A 24,447-nucleotide genomic window follows, 5' to 3' on the forward strand; every position below is an offset into this window, starting at 1 on the left:
ATGAATCTGAGGTCAACCGAACCTGCTGACCGCCAGGCGGAATTGATTCCGCTATCGAGGGCGCAATACGGGATGTGGCTGGCGGACAACCTGCCCGGCGGGCAGGCGATGAACATCGCACAGTACGTCGAGATCGAGGGCCCGATCGACGTCGAAGCCTTCATCGAGGCGGTGAACGTTGCCGGCCACGAATCCGAATCCCTGGTCGTCCGGGTGGTCGAGTTCGACGGCGTTCCCTATCAATTCGTCGATCGCAATATGACTTACGACGAGTCTGTGCTGGACGTCAGCGGGGAGAGTGATCCGTTCGCGGCGGCAATGCAATGGATGCGGCGCGATTTCGAAGCCAGAGCCGAGGATATGAGCCGTGACCGGCTCGCCGAGACACGGTTGATCCGAATCGCCGAAGATCGGTATCTGTGGTACGCGCGTGCCCATCATCTCGTCATCGATGGCTACGGTGCATTCAACGTGTTGACCCGGCTGGCCGAGCACTACAACGCATTGCTCGAGGGCCGGCCGCCGGCGCCTCGGGAAGCGGACGCGTTGCGCGACATCATCGAGGCGGAGCAAGCGTATCGGGCGAGCTCTCGGTTCGAGAACGACAGGCAATACTGGCTCGGCAGGATTGCCGACCTTCCGACGCCGACGAGTCTGTCCGGTCGCACCGCCCGCCCGAGCAAGGTCGATCGTGTTTCCGGCATCGAGCTTCCGCCGCAGTTGTCCGACCTGCTCGACCGTTTCTCCGGCAACCTGCAAGCATCGCCTGCGCAGGTCGTCGTGGCGGCCTTCGCCGCATTCCTCGCACGGATGACCGGTGGCAACGATGTGGTGTTGTCGATGCCGGTGAGCGGGCGCGTGACGAAGGGCTTGCGCAATGCTGCCGCGATGTTGGCGAACATGGTGCCGATCCGATTCACGATGGATAGAACGACCACCGTGGAGGAACTGGTCCATGCGTCGGTGTCCGAACTCGTCTCCGCGATGCGGCATCAGCTCTACCGGTTCGAGGACCTGCGCCGCGATTCGAATGCATTGGATGCGTCTGCGAACTCGTTCGGTCCGATCGTCAATATCCTCTTCTTCGACTCCGAAATTCGCCTCGGGTCTGCTGTCGGCCGCTATCGCGCGCTGACCTCGGGCACATTGGACGATCTCCAGCTGAATCTCTACCGTTCCGGGGTAGACGCGCCACTGTTGATCGAACTGCACGGCAACGCGAATCTCTATGGCCAGGATGAACTCGATGCGCACGCCCACCGATTGATCGCCTTTCTGCAACGACTGATCGAAGCGCCCGTCGAAACAGCCCTGATCGCTGTTCCGCTCGTTGACCCTGCTGAAGAGGCACAGATCGCCGGGGAGCTGGCCGGCCGCGACGGGGCAACGAGTACGGCAACACTCGTGGATTTGCTGACGCGACAGGCCGATGCGACTCCATCGGCAGTTGCCGTCACATCGGAGGGGGCCCCTCTCACCTATCGGGAGCTGGACGAGCGTTCCAATCGGTTCGCACGCACCCTCATCGCGCTCGGAGCGGGCCCGGACTCGCTGGTGGCGATCGCGATGCCACGGGATGCCGATCTCATCATCGTCACGCTGGCCGTGCTGAAGTCAGGCGCCGGATACCTGCCGCTGGATATCGCGCATCCGGCCGATCGGCTGGAATACGTGCTGAACGACGCCGATCCGATCGCCGTAGTCACGACCGGCGACATGCGCGAGCTTGTGCTCGGAGACCCGGGCCGCGTGGTGCTGTTCGACGAGGTCGCCGCCGACGAGGCTGCGACACCTGTCACCGACGCCGACCGGACCAGCCCGCTGCGCCCCGACAACATCGCCTACGTCATCTACACCTCGGGGTCGACCGGTCGGCCCAAGGGCGTGGCCATTGCCCATCGCGCCGTGGCGACGTACCTGGTGAACGCGTGCGCCGAGATCGGCGTGCAGCCCGGCGACGTGTGGATGTTGTTCCACTCCTTCGCGTTCGACTACTCGGTGTGGGAGATCTTCGGCGCGTTGGCCAGTGGCGGCCGCCTGGTAGTCGTGGACACCCCCACCACCCGGTCACCAGACGATGTCGTGCGTTTGGCGGCACGCGAGAAGGTGACCGTCTTCAACCAGACACCATTCGCGTTCCAGCAGTTCGGTGCCGCGTACCGGCGGTACATAGATGCGGGTGAGCCTGACGGTGAGCTTTCGCTGCGGCTGGTCATACTCTCGGGCGAACGACTCGATCCGGCTGTGCTGGCGGACTGGTATGAGCACAACCCGGAGCTCCCGGTGCTGGCGAACAGCTATGGCATCACCGAAACCACGGTGTTCGTAACCTATTTCGGCCTGACACCGAGCAACGCGACGGCGGACGCCCCGAGCACGATCGGTCCAGCACTGCCTGGTCTGCGCACCTATGTTCTCGATGAACAATTGCGGCCGGCGCCGTTGGGCGCCTGGGGCGAGATCTACGTTGCCGGAACGCAACTCGCCCGCGGTTATCTCAACCGCTCATCGCTGACTTCCGCCCGATTTGTTGCCAGCCCGTTCGGCCGACCAGGCGAGCGGCTCTATCGCAGCGGCGATGTGGCACGCTGGAATCACCAGGGTGAGCTGGAATACCGTGGCCGTGCCGATCAGCAGGTGCAACTGCGTGGGTTTCGCATAGAGTTGGATGAAATTCGCACCGCTTTGTCGACCCATAGCGCGGTCTCGGCGGCGGTTGTCATTGTCCATCGCCCTGGCACGGCGGCGGCCAAGGTCGTGGCCTATGTCGTTCCGACCGGTGAAGATGCCTGTACAGCCGACATTCTCCGCACGCATGTCGCGACGCTACTGCCGGAGTACATGGTGCCGGCCGTCGTCGTGGTGGTGCCCGAGCTGCCGCTGACGGTGAACGGCAAGGTGGACTATCGGGCGCTGCCGGAGCCGATCTTCGATTCGTCAGCGGCCTATGTGGCGCCGAGTTCGGCGGTCGAGGAGGCGATCGCGGCCATCTTCGCCGAGGTGCTGGACCTCGAGCGAATAGGCGTGCTGGACCACTTCTTCGAACTGGGCGGCAATTCGCTCACCGCGACCAATGCCGCCGCGAGAATCGCCGAGCTGACCGGATCCGCTGTGTCGGTCCGCGATCTGTTCAGCAAGCCGACCGTCGCCGAACTCGCCGCGCATATCGACATCGAACACCACCACAGAGCGCTCGTGCTGCGCGCGGAACCGCGCGTCGAGCCGATTCCGTTGTCGCCGGCGCAGAACCGGATGTGGCTGATCAATCAGGCCGACCCGGCCTCCACGGCATACAACATTCCGCTGGTGGTGCAGCTGACCGGCCGACTCGATGTCACTGCGTTGCACCTGGCTCTGATGGATGTGATCGATCGGCACGAATCCCTGCGGACCGTCTATCCGGACACGAAAGGGGAAGGGAGGCAGGTTGTTCTGGCACCCGGGCACGGTGTCGGCCTGATACCGGAGAAGATCGATTGCGCCGACATCGCGCATCGCATCGGTGAGCTGACTTCGACCGGTTTCGACGTCCGAACAAGTCCACCGATCCGAGTCGCGCTGCTCGAGTCCAGCGAACGGCGTCGGCACGTCCTGGTCGTGGTTCTGCACCATATTTGCTGTGACGGTTCGTCGCTTCCACCGCTCGCGGTCGATATCGCGACGGCCTATGAAGCAAGGTCGCAGGGAAGAACCCCGGACTGGCAGCCCCTGACCGTGCAATACGCCGATTACAGCATCTGGCGCCGCGAGATGCTCGGCGACGAGGACGATCACGAGTCGTTGGCGGCACGCCAGTTGCGTTACTGGGTGACACAGCTGGCGGGAATGCCGCCGTTGCTAGAGCTGCCCGCGGACCGTCCGCGTCCTGCTCGCCAATCCATGCGCGGCGACATCGCCGAGAGCGTGATCCCAGCCGAAACCTTTGCCGCGATCCAGTATCTGGCCCGCACGTCCGGCGTCACCACCTTCATGGTCATCCATGCCGCGCTGGCGGTGCTGCTGGCCCGGCTGTCGGGCTCGGGGGATATCACCATCGGGACACCGGTCGCGGGCCGAGGGGAGCGTGCGCTGGAACCGCTCGTCGGCATGTTCGTCAATACGGTGCCGCTACGTACCGAAGTGCGTTCCGACGAATCGCTCCTCGAGTTTCTGTGGCGGGTCAAGGACATCGACGTCGATGCGTTTGCCAACAGCGACCTTCCGTACGAACGGATTGTCGATGAAATAGATCCCGGGCGATCGGTCGCGCACGCACCGCTGTGCCAGGTGTACCTCGTTTTCGAGAACATGGACCGTCCACGGCTGGAGCTGCCCGAACTCACGGTCGAGATCCTGGATCCGGGGCCGCAACCGGCGAAGGTGGACGTTATCGTCACCGTCGCCGAAAACGCTTCTGCGGGAGGCGATGTCTCCCTCCGGATCAACTACGCCACAGATCTGTTCGATCGGGAGACGGTCGAGGAATGGGCCGTGCGGCTGAATCGGGTCCTCGATGCGGTGGTGTCGAGTCCCGACCTGCCGGTGGGTCGCGTGAATGTGCTGTCGGGGAGCGAGCAGGCCGGGTTGGTGCCCGCGTCGGGGGGCCGTGCCGTGGCGCCGCGGGTCTTGGCGGAGTTGTTGTCGGTCGCGGATCCCGATGCGGTGGCTGTGGTTTCGGGTGAGCACACGATGTCGTACGGAGAGCTCGATGAGCAGTCGAATCGTGTTGCCCGGCAATTGATCGCATGGGGTGTCGGCCCGGGCGACCAGGTCGCGTTGGCGATGGCCCGGTCGGTGGAGTTCGTGGTCGGGATGTGGGCGGTGACCAAGGCGGGCGCGGCGTTCGTGCCGGTGGATCCGCGCAATCCGGTCGACCGCGTCGCCCTCATGGTGGCCGATGCCGACGTGCGGGTGGGTCTCACCGTCGAGGTGTTACAGGACCTGCTGCCGGACCGGGTTCAGCGGCTGGTGCTCGATGCACCTGACGCACAGGCGCACATCGCGGCTCGGTCCTCGGCCGTGGTGACGGATGCAGACCGGCTGCGGTCCTGCCGTGTCTCGGACGTGGCCTATGTGCTCTACACCTCGGGGTCGACGGGGGCGCCGAAGGGTGTCGCGGTCACGCACTCGGGACTGGCGAATTTCGCTGCCGAGCAGCGGCATCGCTATCGGGTCGACAGTTCGTCGCGGGTGTTGCAGTTGGCAGCACCGGGTTTCGACGCGGTTGTGCTGGAGTTGCTGATGGCTCATGCGAGCGGCGCGGCGTTGGTGGTATCGCCTCCCGACGTGTTCGCGGGCCGTGAGTTGGCGGAATTGATCGGGAAGCAGCGGGTATCGCATGCCTTCCTGACCCCGAGTGTCCTGGCGACAATGTCGCCGGCCGGTCTGGATTCGCTGCGGGTGCTGGTCGCCGGTGGGGAGGCGGTGTCGGCGGAGACGGTCGCGGTATGGGCACCGGGCCGACAGCTGTTCAACGGTTACGGACCCACCGAGACCACGATCATGGTGGCGATCAGCGACCCGCTGTGCGCCGGGGACCGCGTCACCATCGGCGGCCCGATTCGTGGCGTCGAGGCCGTGGTACTGGACGCGGGCCTGCAGCCGGTGCCTGTCGGAGTATCGGGACAGCTGTATGTCTCCGGAGTGCAGCTGGCCCGCGGATACCTGAAGCGACCGGCCGCGACAGCCACCACCTTCGTGGCCGATCCGTACGGTTCCCCGGGCACCCGCATGTACCGCACCGGTGATCTGGTCCGGTGGACATCCGAGGAAACCCTCGAATATCTCGGTCGCACCGACTTCCAGGTCAAGATCCGGGGACAGCGCATCGAACTCGGCGAGATCGAGGCCGTTCTCGCCGCGCACCCCGCCGTGGCGGCAGCGGTGACGGTGGGTGCAGCGACCGCCGGCGGGTCGCGACTGGTGGCCTACGTCGTGTCGGCCAACGGCGCCGTCGACACCGCGGATCTGCTCGGTTACGCCGAGCGGCGCCTGCCGTCCCACATGGTCCCGGACACGGTGATGGTGCTCGACACGCTGCCGTTGTCGGCAGTGGGCAAGATCGACCGTCTGGCGTTGCCCGAGCCGGTTTTCGCCACCGGCACAACCGAATACGTCGCACCGCGCGACGCGGCCGAGCAGCTGGTCGCCGATGTGTGTGCCGCCGTGCTGGGAATCGAGCGGGTCGGTGTGTTCGACAGCTTCTTCGATCTGGGCGGCAACTCGCTGTCCGCGACCAGGGCAGCAGCGCAGCTGAGCGCCGCGTTCGACACCGATGTCTCGTTGCGCACGCTCTTCGAAGCGCCGACCGTCGCCGCGCTGGCGGAGAGCATTCGGACCAGCGACGCGGCCGGACGGGAACCGCTGGGCCCGCAAGAGCGCCCGGACCGGATCCCGCTCTCGCCCGCGCAGACGCGCATGTGGTTCCTCAATCAGTTCGATACCGCCTCGCCGATGTACAACGTTCCGATGGTCGTCCACATGTCGGGCAACCTCGACGTGGCCGCCATGCACGCGGCGATCGCCGATGTGATCGACCGGCACGAATCTCTGCGAACCATCTACCCGGACAGCGACAGTGGACCGCATCAGGTGATTGTGCCGGTGGCGACGGCACGGCCTTCGTTGGAGCCGGTGCCGGTTCCGGAAAGCGAGGTCGAGGCGCGCATCGGCGCGGAGGTGACCGCCGGGTTCGATGTCACCTCCGAGGTTCCGTTTCGGATCACCCTGCTGCGCAGTGCACCCGACGAGCACACTCTGATTCTCGTCGTCCACCACATCAGCTTCGACGGGTCGTCGCTGGCGCCGCTGGCCACAGACCTCGCGACCGCCTACCAGGCCCGCGTCGGACACCAGTCCCCGCAGTGGACGCCGTTGCCCGTGCAATACGCGGATTACGCTGTGTGGCAACAACACCTACTCGGTATCGAAAATGACCCGAACAGCCTGACCGCCGCCCAGCTCGAGTATTGGCGCGCGACCCTCGCCGACCTGCCTGAGGTGCTCGACCTGCCGGCCGATCGTCCACGACCGGCCAAACAGTCGTTCCGGGGTGCGGCCATATCGACGGTGGTTCCCGCAGATCTCCATCGTGATGTGATCGCGTTGGCCCGGCGACTCGACGCGACGGTCTTCATGGTGATGCATGCGGCGTACGCCACGCTGCTGGCGAGGCTTTCGGGAACCGGCGACATCGCGATGGGCACACCGATCGCCGGCCGCGGCGAGCCCGGACTGGACAATCTGATCGGAATGTTCGTCAATACACTGGTATTGCGGACCCGCATCGACCCTGGCTCGTCGTTTCTGAACATTCTCGATCAGGTCCGGTCCGCCGATCTGGGCGCATTCGAGACCGCCGACATTCCGTTCGAACGGCTTGTCGAGGTGCTGAATCCGCCTCGCTCGACCGCACATTCGCCTTTGACTCAGGTTGGATTCTCGTTCCAGAACATCGAGATCCCGACCGTGGAGTTCGCGGACCTGACGGTTTCGGCCCGGATGGTCGATCCGAGCGTGGCCAAGTACGACCTGCATCTGAACCTTGTCGACTCACCGGCGTCGGATGGCGACCCGGGCGACATGGCGGTCGAATTCAGTTATGCGACAGATCTTTTCGATGAGGAGACGGTCGCTGCGATGTTCGACCGCTACCTGCTGTTGCTGCAGGCGATCGTGGCCGAGCCCACCTGTGTCGTGGGCGATATCGAGCTGCTGACCGCGAACGAGGCGCGCGAGCTGGCGGCGTGGTCGAGCGGTGAGTTGACGAGCCCCCCGTCCGAGACGATCGCGTCCCTGTTCGCCGCGCAGGCTGCCGCGAACCCGAACAGGATCGCGATTGTCGACGCCGAGAGTGGCGGCCGGCTCGGCTACGGGGAATTCGCGGCGCGGGTGAATTCGCTGGCCCGGGTGCTGATCGGACGCGGAGTCGGCCCGGGAACCGTCGTCGCTGTCGCGATGCGCCGCTGTGTCGATCTGCTGACCACGCTGTACGCAATTCATGCGGCCGGCGCGGCCTACCTGCCGCTGGATCCGGATCATCCAGTCGACCGGGTGCGTGCGGTCGTCACCGACGCGAGGCCGAGTGCCGTCATCACCCGGCCGGTCGACCGGGCGAATGTGCCCGAAAACGTACCGGTGTGGGCATTCGAGCAGCTCGATGGCGAGCGCGCGGATACGTCGACGCTGACAGACGCCGATCGGCCCCGGTCGCTGCGCCCGGATGATCTGGCGTATGTCATCTACACCTCCGGCTCGACCGGCGTGCCCAAGGGGGTGGCCGTACCGCATGCCGCGGTGGTCAACCAACTTCGCTGGCTGCGGGATCACTACGGGCTCGGGGCCGAGGACATCATGCTGTTGCGGACGCCGACCACGTTCGATCTCTCGGTCTGGGAGCTGTTTTCCGCACTCACCTGCGGCGCGTCGGTGGTTGTCGCCGGTCGCGACGCGCACCTCGACCCCGGAACCGCAGCCGGGCTGCTCGCCGAACACCGGATTACGACCGTGGACTTCGTGCCGTCCTCGCTGTCGGCATTCCTCGATGCGGCCGGCGCGCGGAAGTTCCCTGATCTGCGGCGGGTGCTGTGCATCGGTGAGGCACTGCCGGCCGAGACCGTCCGTCGTTTCCGGCAACTCAGCCCAGCGCGCATCGACAACCTGTACGGGCCGACGGAGGCGGCGGTGAGCGTCACCGCTCACCGCATCGACGCGCTCGACGACGTCACCGTGCCTATCGGCATCCCCGAGGCGAATGTGGTTGTGCGCGTGCTCGATTCGCGACTTCGTCAGGTTCCTGTCGGGGTGACCGGAGAGCTGTACCTGGGGGGAATCCAGCCGGCTCGCGGCTATCACGAACGCCCTGGCCTGACGGCAGCGAGCTTCACCGCCGACCCCTTCGGCAGCACAAGCGGTGCCCGGCTGTACCGCACGGGTGACCTGGTTCGCTGGGGCTCGGATGGCAACCTGCGTTATGTCGGCCGTGCCGACACCCAGGTGAAGGTGCGCGGTCTCCGCATCGAACTCGGTGACATCGAAGCCGCGTTGGTCGCGCACGAGCAGGTTGCCGCGGCCGTCGTGCAGATGCGCACCGAGCGCGGCGAACAGCGCCTGGTCGCGTACCTGGTTGCCGCGGAGGCACTGGACCTCCGGCAGGTCCGGGCGTTCCTGATGCAGCGGCTGCCGGCGTACATGGTGCCGTCCTCGATGGTCCGAATCGATGCTGTCCCGCTCACCGTCAATGGCAAGGTCGACTACCGGGCATTGCCGGCACCGGATGTGAGAGGCTACGAAGCGGGATACCGTGCGCCGCAAGGCCTCATCGAGCAGACCGTCGCCGGGGTAGTCGGCGAACTGCTCGACCTTCCAGAGGTCGGCGTGGACGACAACTTCTTCGACCTCGGCGGAAACTCGCTTCTCGCAACGCGTGCGCTGAGCCGGATAGGCGACATCGCAGGCGTCACCGTGCCGGTGCGGGTGATCTTCGAAGCACCCACTGTCGCAGAGCTGTCCGAACGAATCGGGCAGCTGCGCGCGGTGCCGAACCTGCCCGCGCCAACTCGCACCCCGCGCCCGGATCGTATCCCGTTGTCACTGGCGCAGGCCCGGATGTGGTTCCTCAACCAGTTCGATCCGAGTTCGCCCGGATATGTTGTGCCGCTGGCGATGCGGCTCGACGGTAGCGTCGATCTCGATGCGCTCGCAGCGGCGGTCGGTGACGTCATCGAGCGGCACGAGAGTCTGCGCACCATGTATCCAGCGGTCGATGGCACGCCGACGCAGGTCGCGCTCGACGTGGCCGACGTCGTCGGAAACTGGGATCTCGGGCCGCAACCGGTCGGTGAGCACGAGTTGCCGGCCCGATTGACCGAGTTCTTCGGCACCGGATTCGATGTGTCGAAGGGCGTGCCGCTGCGCGTTGCCCTGTATCGACTGTCCGACGAGACCTGGGTGGTCGCGCTGGCAGTCCACCACATCAGTTGCGACGGTTCGTCGGTTGCACCGCTGGCCGCCGACATCGTCACGGCCTACCGTGCACGGTCCGGCGGCAATCCGCCGGACTGGGCACCGCTGTCCGTACAGTTCGCTGATTACGCCCTCTGGCAGCGCGAGGTGCTCGGCTCGGCGGAGGACCCGAACTCGTACCTGGCCCACGACCTCGCCTACTGGAGAGCACAACTCGCGGGTATCCCCGATGTGATCGAAGTGCCGACCGACCGGCCACGGCCGCTCGTGCAGACACAACGCGGCGCGGTCGTCCATGCCACGATCCCGAGCGAGCTGCACGCCCGGTTGGAGGCGCTGGCGCGGCACGCCGGGGCGACGACATTCATGGTCGTGCACACCGCTTTGGCGGTGTTGCTGTCGAGACTTTCCGGCAGTGACGACATCACTATCGGTGTGCCACATGCCGGCCGCGGCCATCGATCGCTGGACAACCTGATCGGGATGTTCGTCAACACCCTGGTGATGCGCAGCCGGTGCAGGCGGGATCAATCGTTCACCAGTCTGCTGAACCAGGTGCGGCGCACGGCCACCGAGGCTTTCGACCATGCCACCGTCCCGTTCGAGCAGTTGGTGGAGGCACTGAACCCGGCGCGATCGACGTCGCATACGCCGTTGTTCCAGGTCATGCTCGCCTATCAGAACATGGCACAGGCGCGGGTCGAATTTCCGGGTCTCACCGTGGAGAGCCTCGATCCGGAGGACAGCGCCGCGATCTACGACCTGCTGCTGATGATCACGGAGGGACACGGCGCTCACCGTGAGCCGACCGGCATGACGTTGCGGTTGACGTATGCCACTGACCTTTTCGACGATGACTCAGCGCTGCGCTTCGCGGAACAATTCGTGCGTGTGCTCGACGCCGCCGCGACCGATGCCGATACGGCGATCGGCGGTATCGAGTTGCTCGATGCCGCGGAGCGCCACCTGGTGCTGCAACGATGGAACGACACCGCCGGCCCCGCGGCGACCGGCCGGACGCTGGTCGACGCTGTCGACGAACAGGTCGCCCGAACCCCGGATGCTCCGGCGATCTGTCTTCCGAGCGGCATCGGGATGACCTACCGGGAGTTCGACACCCGCGTCAATCGTCTGGCCCGTTGGCTCATCGCCCGTGGTGCCGGGCCGGAAATTGTTGTCGCGGTGGGCATCCGGCGATCGATCGACCTCATCACCGCGCTGTACGCGGTAGTCAAGGCGGGCGCCGCGTTCCTGCCGATCGATCCGGATCATCCGACCGCCCGCATCGCTGATGTGCTGAACGCGGCGCAGCCGCTGCTGGTACTCACCACCTCAGCGGATGGCGACGCACTGCCGCGTGGGTTCGAGATCTCGTGCATCGATCGAGTCGACGTGGCCGGTCTTCCGGATGTCCCGATCACCGACGCCGAGCGTCGTACGCCGCTGCGGCCGGACAATGTCGCCTACATCCTGTTCACCTCCGGCTCCACGGGAGTCCCCAAGGGCGTCGCGCTGACCCACGCCGCGACCGTGAGCCAATTGGCGTGGGCACAGCGGCAATGGCCGCACGACGCGTCCGACACCGTGCTGTACAAGACCCCGATCACCTTCGACATCGCCGTATGGGAGCTGTTCTGGCCGTTGCAGACCGGTGCGCAGATCGTGGTCGCCGAACCCGATGGGCATCGCGATCCCGGATACATCGCAACCATCATTGCGAACCATCAGGTCAGCACCGTGCACTTCGTGCCATCGATGCTCGAGGTTCTCGTCGAAACCACCGCGGGTACACCACTGCCGTCGATACGACGGGTCTTCGTCGCCGGTGAGGCGCTGGCGCAGCGCACCGTCGACGCCGCCTCGCGGGTATTCGCGCATGCCGAGGTGGTGAACTGGTACGGCCCGGCCGAGGCGGAAGTCGTGACGGCTGCGCGTTGCCTGCCGGGGATAGCGAACCGTTCGATGGCCCCCCTCGGTACGCCGGTGGCCGGCATGCGGGTCTACGTCCTGGACCCAGGGCTGCGACCGGTGCCGATCGGTGTCGTCGGCGACCTCTACGTGTCGGGTGTCCAGCTGGCGCGCGGTTACCACGCCCGTCGCGACCTCACCTGCGGCGCCTTTGTCGCGCACCCCTTCGGCATGCCCGGTGAGCGACTGTACCGAACCGGCGACCTCGTCCGATGGGTGAAAACCGGCGAGCTGGAATACCTGGGCCGCAGCGATCTCCAGGTCAAGGTCCGCGGCCAGCGGGTCGAGCCGGGTGACGTCGAAGCGGCGCTGTCCGCGCTCCCGGACGTCGCACGCGCTGTGGCCGTAGCCACGACGGATCGAATCGTCGCATACGTGACACTCGCTCCCGGTGCGCGCACCGATGGGCGCTCGATTCGCGACCGGCTCACCCACGCATTGCCGTCCTACCTGATTCCGGCCGCCGTTCAAGTCCTCGAGGCGATCCCGTCGACACCGAACGGCAAGCTCGACCGAGCTGCCTTGCCGCAGCCGGTGTTCGACGACACCGAGGAATTCGTGCCACCCCGCACCGAACGCGAAGCGGCCCTTGCGGCAATCGTCGCGGAGATCACCGATCGCGATCGGGTGACCGTGACGGCCAACCTCTTCGAGATCGGGGTCAACTCACTCTCGGCCGCCCGCATCGCAGCCCGGGCCACCGCGGAGCTCGGCATCGAGGTCGGCATTCGCGACATCTTCACCGAACCGACGATTGCCGGATTGGCCGAGCGCCTGCGCACGAGAGCCGGACACGCGGTGGTTCCGCTCACCGCCAGGCCGCGCCCGGCAGCGGTCCCGTTGGCGGCGGCACAACGGCGGATGTGGTTCCTCAATCAATTCGACACCGCCTCGGCGGCATACAACATCTGCTTTGCGGCCCGGCTGACAGGCCGGCTGGATCTCGAGGCGCTACAGGCGGCGCTACTCGACGTCGTGGAGCGGCACGAGCCACTGCGCACGGTGTATCCCGCCGTCGACGGCGAACCGTGCCAGGTAGTGCGTCAGGTCGCGGCCGCGGCCGCGGAGCTGACGCTGGATCCGGAGTCTGTCGCCGACGAGGCGGAGCTGGCCGACCGGATCCGGCAGGTCGTCGAAACAGGTTTCGATGTCGTGGATTCGGTGCCGGTGCGAGCACGGGTATACCGCACAGGGAACGACGAGCATGTGATCGTGCTCGTGGTCCATCACATCGCGGCCGACGGTTCCTCGATGGCACCGCTGGGCCGCGATATCTTCGCCGCCTACGCCGCGCGCGTGAACGGCGAAGCGCCGCAGTGGGAACCGCTCGGGGTCCAGTACGCGGACTACGCGCTGTGGCAGGCCGAAACGCTCGGTGCCGAGGGCGATCCGGAGTCGCCGATCGCGCGGCAGATCGCACATTGGAGCGAGGTCCTCGACGATGCTCCGGAGCTGCTGGACCTGCCGACGGACCGACCCCGGCCCGCCACCATGTCGATGGCCGGCGGCAGTGTTCGCTTCGCGCTCTCGGCGCAGCTGCACGACGAGATAGCGCGGCTGTCCCAACGCGAGGGTGTCACGGTGTTCGTCGTGCTGCATGCCGCACTGGCGATCCTGTTGGCGCGCACCGCGCACAGCGCGGACATCTCGATCGGTTCTCCGGTTGCCGGCCGAGGCAGCCGGGAACTGGACGATATGGTCGGCATGTTCGTCAACACCGTCGTGCTGCGCACGCGAGTCCGGGACGATCTGTCGTTCCGCGAACTCCTGGCCGAAGTACGCGACGTCGACCTGGAAGCGCTCGCCCACGCCGATGTGCCCTACGAGCGGCTCGTCGACATCCTCGACCGTGCCCGATCCACCGCGTACACACCGCTCTATCAAGTGATGTTCGGTCTGCAGAACATGCGTGCGGCCCGGTTCGAGCTCCCCGGCGTGGATGTCGAACTGCTCGACCCCGGTATCGCGCAGGCGAAAACCGATATCACCGTGCTGATGACCGAACGCGGCGACGGCGGCCGGCCGGCCGGAATCGACGGCGAGATCATCTACGCCACAGATCTTTTCGTGGCGTCCACGGCCGAATCGCTCGCGGAGCGATTCCTCCGGGTCCTGGAGTCGGTCGTGTCCGACCCGGCCCGGACGGTGGGCGGCATCGATCTGCTCGACACATCGGAGGCCGAGCGACTGGTCCCGGCGCGAGGTGGCGAGAGCCCGGCGCCGTGTCTGCTGCCCGATCTACTCGCCGCGGCGGTGGCAGCGGATCCGACCGCGACCGCCGTGATCGGCGAAACCGAAACCCTCACCTACGCCGAACTCGACCGCCGGTCCAATCAGCTCAGCGCATACCTGCTCGCCCGAGGAGCCGGGCCGGGCACGCTCACCGCACTGGCCGTGCCGCGTTCGGTCGACTACCACGTCGCCATGTGGGCGATCGCGAAGACCGGCGCCACGTTCGTACCGGTGGATCTGCGCTATCCCGCGGAGCGGATCGCGCACATGGTGAACGATTCCGGTGTCACCGTGGGGATCACGGTCGCGTCCGCGCGCGCGTCGCTTCCCGACGATGTCCGATGGCTGGTGCTCGACGAACCGGAAGCAGCCGCCGAGATCGCCGCGCAGACCGGCCGGGCCATCACGGATGCGGCTCGTGGCCGGGCCGTGCGGATTCGGGAGGCCGCGTATGTGATCTACACGTCGGGGTCGACCGGAACACCGAAGGGTGTGGTGGTCAGCCACGAGGGATTGGCCGGCTTCGCGGCCGAGCAGCGGGTCCGCTATCGGGTGGACGCCACGTCGCGTGTCCTGCAAGTGGCGGCGCCTGCCTTCGACGCGGTGCTGCTCGAGGCGTTCATGGCGTGCGCGGCCGGCGCTTGCCTGGTCGTGTCGCCACCGGAGGTTTTCGGCGGCCCTGATCTGGCCGCACTGATCCGCACCCATCAGGTGACCCACGCGTTCCTGACACCCAGTGTGCTGGCGACGATGTCGCCCGAGGACTTCGCATCGGTGCGGGAACTGGCGGTCGGCGGCGAGATGGTGTCCGCGGACCTGATCGCCACCTGGGCGCCGGGGCGGCAATTGCACAACATCTACGGTCCGACCGAGACGACGATCGTGGTCACGATCAGCGATCCGGTCCAGCCGTCCGACCCGATCAATATCGGTGGTCCGATCCGCGGCGTCGAGGCGGTGGTGCTGGACGCCCGGCTGCGTCCGGTGCCCGTCGGTGTGCCCGGGGAGTTGTACTTTTCCGGCGGTGCATTGGCGCGTGGCTACCTGAACCGCCGCGCTACGACCGCCGGTGCGTTCGTGGCGAACCCCTACGGTGCGCCGGGATCGAGGATGTATCGCACCGGCGACATCGTCCGCTGGACCGCGAGTGGTGTGCTGGAGTACATCGGCCGCGTCGACTTCCAGGTCAAGATTCGTGGCCAGCGCATCGAGCTCGGGGAGATCGATGCTGTGCTGCAGGCACACCCGCAGGTTGCCACCGCCGTCACCGTGAGCCGCTCGGGACCCGGCGGGCAGCCCGTGCTCGCCGCGTACGTCGTGGCCGAGCCCTCGGGGGCCGTTGAACCCGATGCCGTGCTCGACCACCTCGCTGCGGTGCTGCCCGCCCACATGGTGCCGTCGACGATCACCGTGCTCGACCACATGCCGCTCGCCTCGACGGGCAAGGTGGATCGAAAACTGTTGCCCGAACCAGTTTTCGACACCGGCGGCGACAAGGACGTGGTCGCGGCAAACGAGTTGGAGCGCACGATCGCCGCCGCTTTCGTGGATGTGCTCGGCGTCGCGTCGGTCGGTGTGACGACCTCGTTCTTCACGCTCGGCGGTGACTCCATCATGTCGATCCAGCTGGTCTCGCGGCTGAAGACGGCGGGTGTGGTCGTGACCGCGCGGGATGTCTTCGAGCACAAGACCGTTCGCGGGCTGGCGCAGGTGGCCGTGGCTGCGGACCGGGTGTTCCTCGCGGAGCTGCCGGGCGGTGGCGTGGGAGACATTCCCTTCACGCCGATCGTGGCCTGGTTCGTCGACCGGGTCGGGACAGCCGATCGGTTCGCACAGTCGATGCTGGTTCGTCTGCCGCGGGACGCGCGCGTCGACGAGGTGATCGCGACCGTGCGGGCAGTGCTCGAACAGCACGACATGTTGCGGTCGCGGATGCGCGAACAGTGCATGGAAGCGCTGCCCGCTCACGCCGCCGATGCGACCGGCGCGGTATTCGTGCGAACCTTCCGGGCGCACGAGGCGCCGGGCAGCGACGGTTTCACGGCTGTGGTGGAAGCGGCGCTGACCGAGGCGTCGGATCGTCTCGATCCCGCGGCGGGCCGGATGATGCAGGTCGCGTGCCTGTTTCCGGAATCGGGCGTCGAGGCCGATGCCCGGGCCCTCATCGTGATTCACCACCTGGCTGTCGACGGGGTGTCGTGGCGAATCCTGTTGCCCGACTTCGTCACCGCGTGGCAGCAGATCGGGCAGGGGCGCACGGTCGAGTTGCCGGCACCGGGTACGTCGATGCGGCGATGGGCACACGCGCTGACCGCTGCCGCAGCCGGCCGGGGCAGCGAGTTCGAGCTGTGGCAGCGGATGAGTACCGCCGCCGATCCGCTGCTCGGGACGGCGGAATTCGATCCCGCCGTCGATACCCACGCGACGGTGCGGTACATGACAGCGTCCATTCCGGCCGCGGTGACCTCGGCATTGCTGGACTCGATACCGACGGCCGTGCGCGGCAACGTCGACGACGCGTTGCTGGCCGGGCTGACCGTGGCCCTGACCCGTTGGCGCGCACGGCGCGGCCTTCCGCACCCGGGCATGAAAGTCCTGCTGGAAGGACACGGCCGCGAGGAGCAGATCGCCCCGGGAGCGGATGTGTCACGCACCGTCGGCTGGTTCACCAGCGCGTACCCCGTGGCCCTCGACCTGAGCGGAATCGACGACGCGGACCTGCGTTCGGCAGTGAAGTCCGTCAAGGACCAGCTGCGCGAGATACCCGACAAGGGCATCGGATACGGCTTGCTGCGCTATCTGAACACCGACACCACCGACGTGCTCGCGAAGGCCCCCCAGCCGCAGATCAGTTTCAACAATCTCGGCCGGGCCGGCGTGGACCTCACCGCCCTGTCGGATCTCGCGTGGGTCCCGACCGATGAGCAGTTCGACCGGCGATCCGCCTTCGATCCGGATATGCCCGCCGCAGCGGTGATCACGATCGACGTCGATATCGTGGACACCGAGACCGGACCTGAACTGACCGCGCATGTCGGCTACGCGTCACGGCTGCTCGAGCACGACGATGTGGCCGAACTCGTCGCCGGATGGGTCGACGCCGTGACCGAGATCGCCACCCTCGCTCGCGCCGGCGAGCGGTGGGGATTGTCCCGGGCCGACGTTCCGCTGGTCGACGTCACGCAGCACGATCTGAACGGATTGGCAGACCGGTACGGTCCACTGAGCGACGTATGGTCATTGGCGCCGCTGCAGGAGGGTCTGCTGTTCCACACCGAACTCGCGGCGGGCGAATTCGACGTGTACACCGCGCAGTCGGTCCTGACCCTCGCGGGCACGGTCGACGAGAACCGGCTCGAATGTGCTGTACGAGCGCTGCTCGAACGCTATCCCAACCTGCGGGCCGCCTTCACCCGGACCGTCGATGGCGTTCCGGCGCAGGTCGTTCCGGCAAGCACCACCGTGCCCTGGCGCAGGGTCGATCTCTCCGGCGACATCAGCGCAGTAGCGGCGCTGATCGAAACCGAGCGGGCCGTCGTTTTCGATCCCGCCGACCCGCCGCTGCTGCGGTTCCTGCTGATCGCCCTCGGACAGAACGAGTTCCGGCTGGTGCTGACGGCGCACCATCTGCTCCTGGACGGCTGGTCGTTGCCGCTGCTGTGGCGCGAGCTCATCGGTTTGTATGCTGTTGCCGCCCAGCCGGAGTCGCTTCCGCCCGCGGCCTCGTATCAGCGGTACTTGGAGTGGCTGGACCGACGTGATCGCGACGCGAGTATCGAGGTGTGGCGGGACGCGCTCCGGGATATCGGTGAACCGACGCTGGTCGCCGATCCACGCACGCCGGCGGCGGCGGACATTCCGATCGATGTGCCGATCGTTGTAGATCGTTCCGCTACAGTGGAATTGGTGACATTCGCGCGGGCGCGGGGCGTGACGATGGCGACGATCGTGCAGTTCGCCTGGGCCGTGGTGCTGGGCAATCTGCTCGGTGTCGAACGCGTGGCATTCGGCAGCACAGTATCCGGCCGCCCCGCCGAACTGCCCGATGTCGAGTCGATGATCGGCCTGTTCATCAATACGATTCCGGTCGTCGCCGAGGTGCGGCGAGATCTGACCATCGAGGACGCGCTGCGTCGACTGCAAGCGGACAACACCCGTCTGCTCGACCACCATTACCTCGAACTGTCGCAGGTCATGGCGGCTACCGGTAACAGCCAATTGTTCGATACCCTGGTCGTTTTCGAGTCGTATCCGGTCGACAGCAGTGGCCTGGGCGATGTGGACATCGATGGAATGCGAGTGGTCTCGGCGGACGGCCGCGACGCGGCGCATTACCCCATCACCGTGCAAGCGCACCAGACCGACGAGTTGCACGTCCGAGTCCGCTACCAACGAGCCCGCGTCGACGAGGTGATGGCGGCCGGTCTCGCCGGCCGTCTGGAAACCGCGCTACGGACGCTGGCCGGCGATCCGGATACGGTGCTCGGTGCGATCGATCTGCTGACCGAGGACGAGCGGCGCACGCTGGTGCCCGCATCGGGCGGAGGGGCCGTGGCACCCAGCGTGATGCCGGAGTTGCTGGTAGCGGGCGTGACGGCGAATCCCGATGCGGCAGCGATAGTGTCCGGTCAGGACACGTTGTCCTACGCGGAGCTGGATGCCCGGTCCAACCAGCTGGCTCGGCAGTTGATCGCATGGGGCACAGGACCGGGTGATCACGTCGCGCTGGCGATGCCGCGGTCGGTCGAATTCGTGATCGGCCTGTGGGCGGTGACCAAAGCGGGCGCGGCGTTCGTGCCCGTTGATACCCGGAATCCGGCCGAGCGCATCGCGCTCATGGTGGCGGATGCCGGCATTCAGCTGGCGGTCACGGTCGAGGAGACGCGAGATCTGTTGCCCGGCACGGTATTCCCGTTGGTACTGGACGATCCGGACATCGAGCGATCGGTCATCGCGCAATCGCCCGCCCGCGTCACAGCTGGAGAACTCGTGCGGATGCCGCACATCCAGGATGTGGCATACGTTCTCTACACCTCGGGCTCGACCGGAATTCCGAAGGGTGTCGCGGTCACCCATGAGGGGCTCGCGAATTTCGCTGCCGCGCAGCGGGATCGGTTCGGTGTCGACACCGGATCGCGAGTGCTGCAGGTCGCTGCTCCCGGCTTCGATGCCATGGTCCTCGAGGTGCTGCTGGCTCACACCAGCGGTGCTGTCCTGGTGGCTGCGCCCCCAGCAGTGTTCGCTGGGCACGAGTTGATGGAACTGGTTCGCGCACAGCAGATCTCGCATGCCTTCCTCACTCCCAGCGTGTTGGCGACGATGTCGCCGGCCGGGATGGATTCGCTGCGGGTGCTGGTGGCGGGGGGCGAGGCGGTGACGCCGGAAGCGGTCGAAATATGGGCGCCGGGCCGAACTCTGCTGAACGGTTACGGCCCGACCGAAACGACGATTCTCGCCGCCATCAGCGCTGCGCTGCACCCGGGTGACGCGGTGACCATCGGCGGGCCGATCCGTGGTGTCGAGGCTGTCGTGCTCGATGCGTGGTTGCGGCCGGTGCCCGTCGGGGTGGTGGGAGAGTTGTACCTCGCGGGGGTGCAATTGGCGCGTGGCTATGCGGGCCGAGCCTCGGCCACCGCGGGCGCGTTCGTGGCGAATCCGATCGGTGCGGCAGGTTCGCGCATGTACCGCACCGGCGACCTGGTTCGCTGGACACCGGAGCACACTCTGGAATATCTCGGACGCCGCGATTTCCAGGTCAAGATCCGTGGCCAGCGCATCGAACTCGGTGAAATCGAAACTGTTCTGGCCGGGCATCCCGGGATCTCCCAAGCGGTAGTTCTGCAGCGGAAGGATCACCTCGGCATCGACCGACTCGTCGGCTATCTCGTCACTGACGAGGAGCTGGATCCGGATGATGTTCGTGCCGCTACGCGGTTGCGGCTGCCCGCGCACATGGTGCCCGAGGCGTTCGCGGTGCTGGCCGAACTTCCTCTCACCGCGACTGGCAAACTCGACCGCTCGGAGCTTCCCACTCCGGAATTCGCGGTCGGCCGAGAACGGGTCGCTCCCCGCACCGACGCCGAACGACGTGTCGCCGCCGTGTTCGAGAACGTGCTGGGCGTCAACGGTGCCGGGGCGACGGACAGCTTCTTCGACCTGGGCGGCGATTCGCTGTCGGCCACGCGGGTGGCTGCACAGTTGAGTACGGCGGCAGGAGTGCGCCTGGGGATCCGCGACCTGTTCCAGGCGCCGGTGGTAGCCGAACTCGCCGCTCGGCTGGCGACTCTCGACCGCGACTCCCGGGTGCCGTTGACGGCGCGCCCCCGGCCTGCGCAGGTACTGCTGTCACCGGCGCAGCAGCGAATGTGGTTCCTCAACCAGTTCGACACCGCCGTCGGCAGGTACAACATCCCGCTGGTGATCCGGCTGCGCGGAGAACTCGACATCGATGCGCTGCGGCACGCGTGTGAACTGGTCGTCGAACGGCACGAATCGCTGCGTACGAAGTTCCCGATGGTCCATGGCCGGCCCTGTCAGGTTGCCGTCGCTGTCGATGAGGTCGTGCCCGCGCTGGTTCCGGTTCAGGTCGGCGAACATCAGGTGATGGATCGCGTGATCGCCGTGGTGTCGGCGGGTTTCGATGTGACGCAAGCGCCCCCGTTGCGGATGGAATTGCTCGCTGTCGACGACCAGGACCACGTTCTGGTCATCTGTGTGCACCATATCTGCACGGATGGCCAGTCGATCATCCCGCTTGCGCGGGATGTGGCGATGGCGTACGAGGCGAGCAGCCATGGGAAAGAGCCCACGTGGCCGGTACTTCCGGTCCAGTACGTCGACTATGCGCTGTGGCAGCACGAGATGCTCGGGTCGGCGGACGACCCGGACTCGGTCATCTCCCAGCAGTTGCGATTCTGGAAGGACACCCTTGCCGGGCTGCCCGAGCTGCTCGAGCTGCCGACCGACTTTCCACGGCCGCCGGTCGCGTCGATGGATGGGTGCGCGATCGAGTTCGAACTTTCCGCCGATCTGCACGAGCGAATCGCCGGCCTGGCACGCGAGGCGAACGCGACGGTCTTCATGGTCCTGCAGGCCGCGCTGGCCGTGCTGCTGTCGAGGCTGGCCGGCGTCGATGATATCGCGATCGGCGCCCCGATAGCCGGACGTGGAGAGCGGGACCTCGACGATCTGATCGGTATGTTCGTCAATACCCTTGTGCTGCGGTCACGGGTGTCGATGCGGCAGCCGTTCGCCGAACTGCTCGCCTCGACCCGTGAGACGGATCTGGCGGCGTTCGCGCATGCGGATGTGCCATTCGAACAAGTCGTGGAAGCGCTGAATCCGCCCCGGTCGACCGCGCATCTTCCGCTGTATCAGGTAACGCTCGATGTCCAGAACCTGGGCAAGGCCGCATTGGAGCTGCCGGAGCTCGGTATCGAGCTGATGGACAACGGTTTCGAACAGGCGCAGGCCGACCTGAATGTGAAGTTGGCCGAGCGATCAGGTCAGGGAGGCCGTCCAGACGGCATGGTGGGACGACTCACCTTCGCTACCGATCTCTTCGTGAACGAGACGATGACTCGGTTCGCGCACGCTTACATCCGGATTCTGGAGTACGTCACCGCGAATGCCGCGGTGCCTGTCGGCGATATCGACATCGTCGATCCGATGCAGCGGCGCGAATTGCTGGACGCGGCAGGGGAAGACGGCGCCGTGGTCGCAGATGCCACACTCGCAGACTTGTTCGCTGCCCGAGCCCTGGACCAACCGGATGCTGTCGCGGTCACCGATGGCGTCTCGCAGCTGACCTACGCGGAACTGGATCATCGGTCCGCCCAGGTCGCGGCCCGGCTGATCGAACAGGGTGTGGAGCCGGAATCGCTTGTGGCCGTAGCATTGCCGCGTTCGGTCGAACTGGTCGTGGGCCTGCTCGCAGTGATTCGGGCAGGCGCCGGGTATCTGCCACTCGACGTGGCGTATCCGTACGACCGATTGCGGTTCGTGCTCGATGACGCGCGTCCAGCGGCGGTGCTGACCTCCGTCGAAACGGCTACGGCCCTGCCTGAGTACGCGGCACCGATGGTGCTGGTCGAGGATTGTGCGGACGCAGCGGACACCGCCGACACGGCGATGCCGAAGTTGCGGCGGGACAATGTCGCGTACGTGATCTACACCTCCGGATCGACGGGCCGTCCCAAGGGAGTGCCGATCAGTCACCGCGAAGCGGTCACGTTGTTCACCAGCACGGCCGAACGTTTCGATGTCGGCCCAGACGACGTGTGGACGCTGTTCCATTCGTACGCATTCGATTTCGCGGTATGGGAAATGTGGGGTGCGCTGCTGTCCGGTGGCAGGCTGGTTGTGGTCGACTACGACACATCCAGGTCGCCGAAGGAGTTCGTCGATCTCGTGGCGCGCGAGCGTGTGACGGTCTTGAGCCAGACTCCGTCGGCGTTTTACGGATTCGCCGAAGCAGAGCGCGTATATCGCGAATCCGGTTGCACCGCAGGTCAACTCGCTCTGCGTTACGTCGTATTCGGTGGCGAGCCGCTGGATGTATCCCGCTTGACCAATTGGTTCGCGGATCACGATCGAAAATCACCGTGCTTGGTCAACATGTACGGGATCACCGAGACGACGGTGCACGTCACGTTCCGCACGATCGAGGGCATGGAGGTGGCCGGGATCGGATCACCGCTGCCAGGGTTGCGGGTGTATGTGCTCGACGACCGGTTGCGGCCGGTGCCGATCGGCGTCACCGGGGAGATCTATGTGGCCGGCGGGCAACTGTCGCGAGGCTACCTGCGCGCCCCGGCTTTGACCGCAGGACGATTCGTCGCGGATCCCTTCGACTCGCATGGTTCGCGGTTGTATCGATCCGGAGATCTCGGCCGGTGGAGCAAGTCCGCGCGCGGGCTCGAGTTGACCTACACCGGTCGAGCGGATGCGCAGGTACAGCTGCGCGGTTACCGCATCGAACTGGGTGAGGTGGAATCCGCATTGCTCCGGCATCCGCATGTGGTACGCGCCGCCGCCGCGGTGCATCGCCACGTGCACGGCGTCGATCAGCTGATCGGCTACGTTGTGGGGGCCGACGGCCAGCAGATCGATCCGGGCGAGGTCCGGGAGGCTGCCGCCCGTGTACTGACCACGTACATGGTCCCCTCGGCGATAATGGTGCTGCCAGGTCTGCCATTGACGGTCAATGGCAAACTCGATCGAAAGGCTCTGCCCGCTCCCGATTTCGATGCATCGGTGACCGAGTTCGTCACGCCGCGAACTCATTCCGAGAAGATGATCGCCGACGTCTACGCACAGGTCCTGGGCCTGCAGCGGGTCGGGGTGTCGGATGGGTTCTTCGATCTGGGCGGCAATTCGCTGCTGGCCACGATGGCGGTGGCCGAGTTGAGCGCTCGTGGCGTGACGATCGCCTTGCCCTGGATGTTCGACGATGCGACACCGAAAGCGTTGGCGCGCAGGGCCGACGAAGCCGCGGGCGGCTCCGGTCTGGAGGTGTTGCTTCCGCTTCGTGCGAGCGGATCGAAGCCTGCGATATTCGCCGTACACCCCGCCGGCGGATTGGCGTGGTTCTACGGCGGCTTGGTCGAGCATGTGGACAAGGAACGACCGGTGTACGGCCTGCAGGATCCACATGTGGTCGCGGGCGAACCAGGCGCGAAATCGGTGGATGAGTTGGCAGAGCGGTATGTGGCCGAGATTCGCGGAGTGCAGCCGCACGGTCCGTATCACTTGCTCGGATGGTCGCTGGGCGGGCAAATCGCGCACGCGATCGCGGTCAGGTTGCAGCGCGACGGTGAACTCGTCGGAACCCTGACCCTGTTGGATTCCGCACCAGATATGTCCGCTGATTCGATGATCGCCGCTGGGGACGAGTCCGCGCCAGGACACCTGATGGCGGACCTCCTCGGCGGCTGGCGGGAATTGTTCGACCTCGGCGATGTGGTACAGGCGCACACCCATGAGCAAGCATGGGCGGTCATCCGCAGCCAAGTGGTCGGAACCGGGCTGTTCACCGCCGAACAGACGGGTCGGGTGATGGAGAGTTTCGCGACCGCGAGCGACCTGGCAGCCGGTTACCGGCCCGCAGTTTTCGACGGAGATCTGCTCTTCTTCACTGCCGGCAAAGACCGCACGGAAGAGGACGCTCTCGTGCAGGCGTGGCGCCCGTACGTGACCGGCAAGATACACAACACGGTTGTCGACGCACGTCACCTCGAGTTCAGTCATCCGCACGCAATGGCCGTTGTCGGCTCGGTCCTGGAAAGGTTCGTGAACCTATGTTGA

The 24,447-nt window shown here is 66.2% G+C and carries 1 protein-coding gene; it reads left to right on the plus strand.

Going from position 1 to position 24,447, the window contains the following annotated elements:
* Complete coding sequence (locus tag ACFYTS_RS34135) at positions 1-24,447, plus strand: non-ribosomal peptide synthase/polyketide synthase (protein WP_387309424.1); 24,447 nt, start codon at positions 1-3, stop codon at positions 24,445-24,447.

Source organism: Nocardia sp. NPDC004151 (assembly GCF_042874235.1).
In the GTDB taxonomy this organism is placed as follows: Bacteria; Actinomycetota; Actinomycetes; order Mycobacteriales; family Mycobacteriaceae; genus Nocardia.

Coding starts and splice junctions, on each gene's coding strand:
- ACFYTS_RS34135 (WP_387309424.1), top strand. CDS start 1: ATGAATCTGAGGTCAACCGAACCTGCTGACCGCCAGGCGGAATTGATT.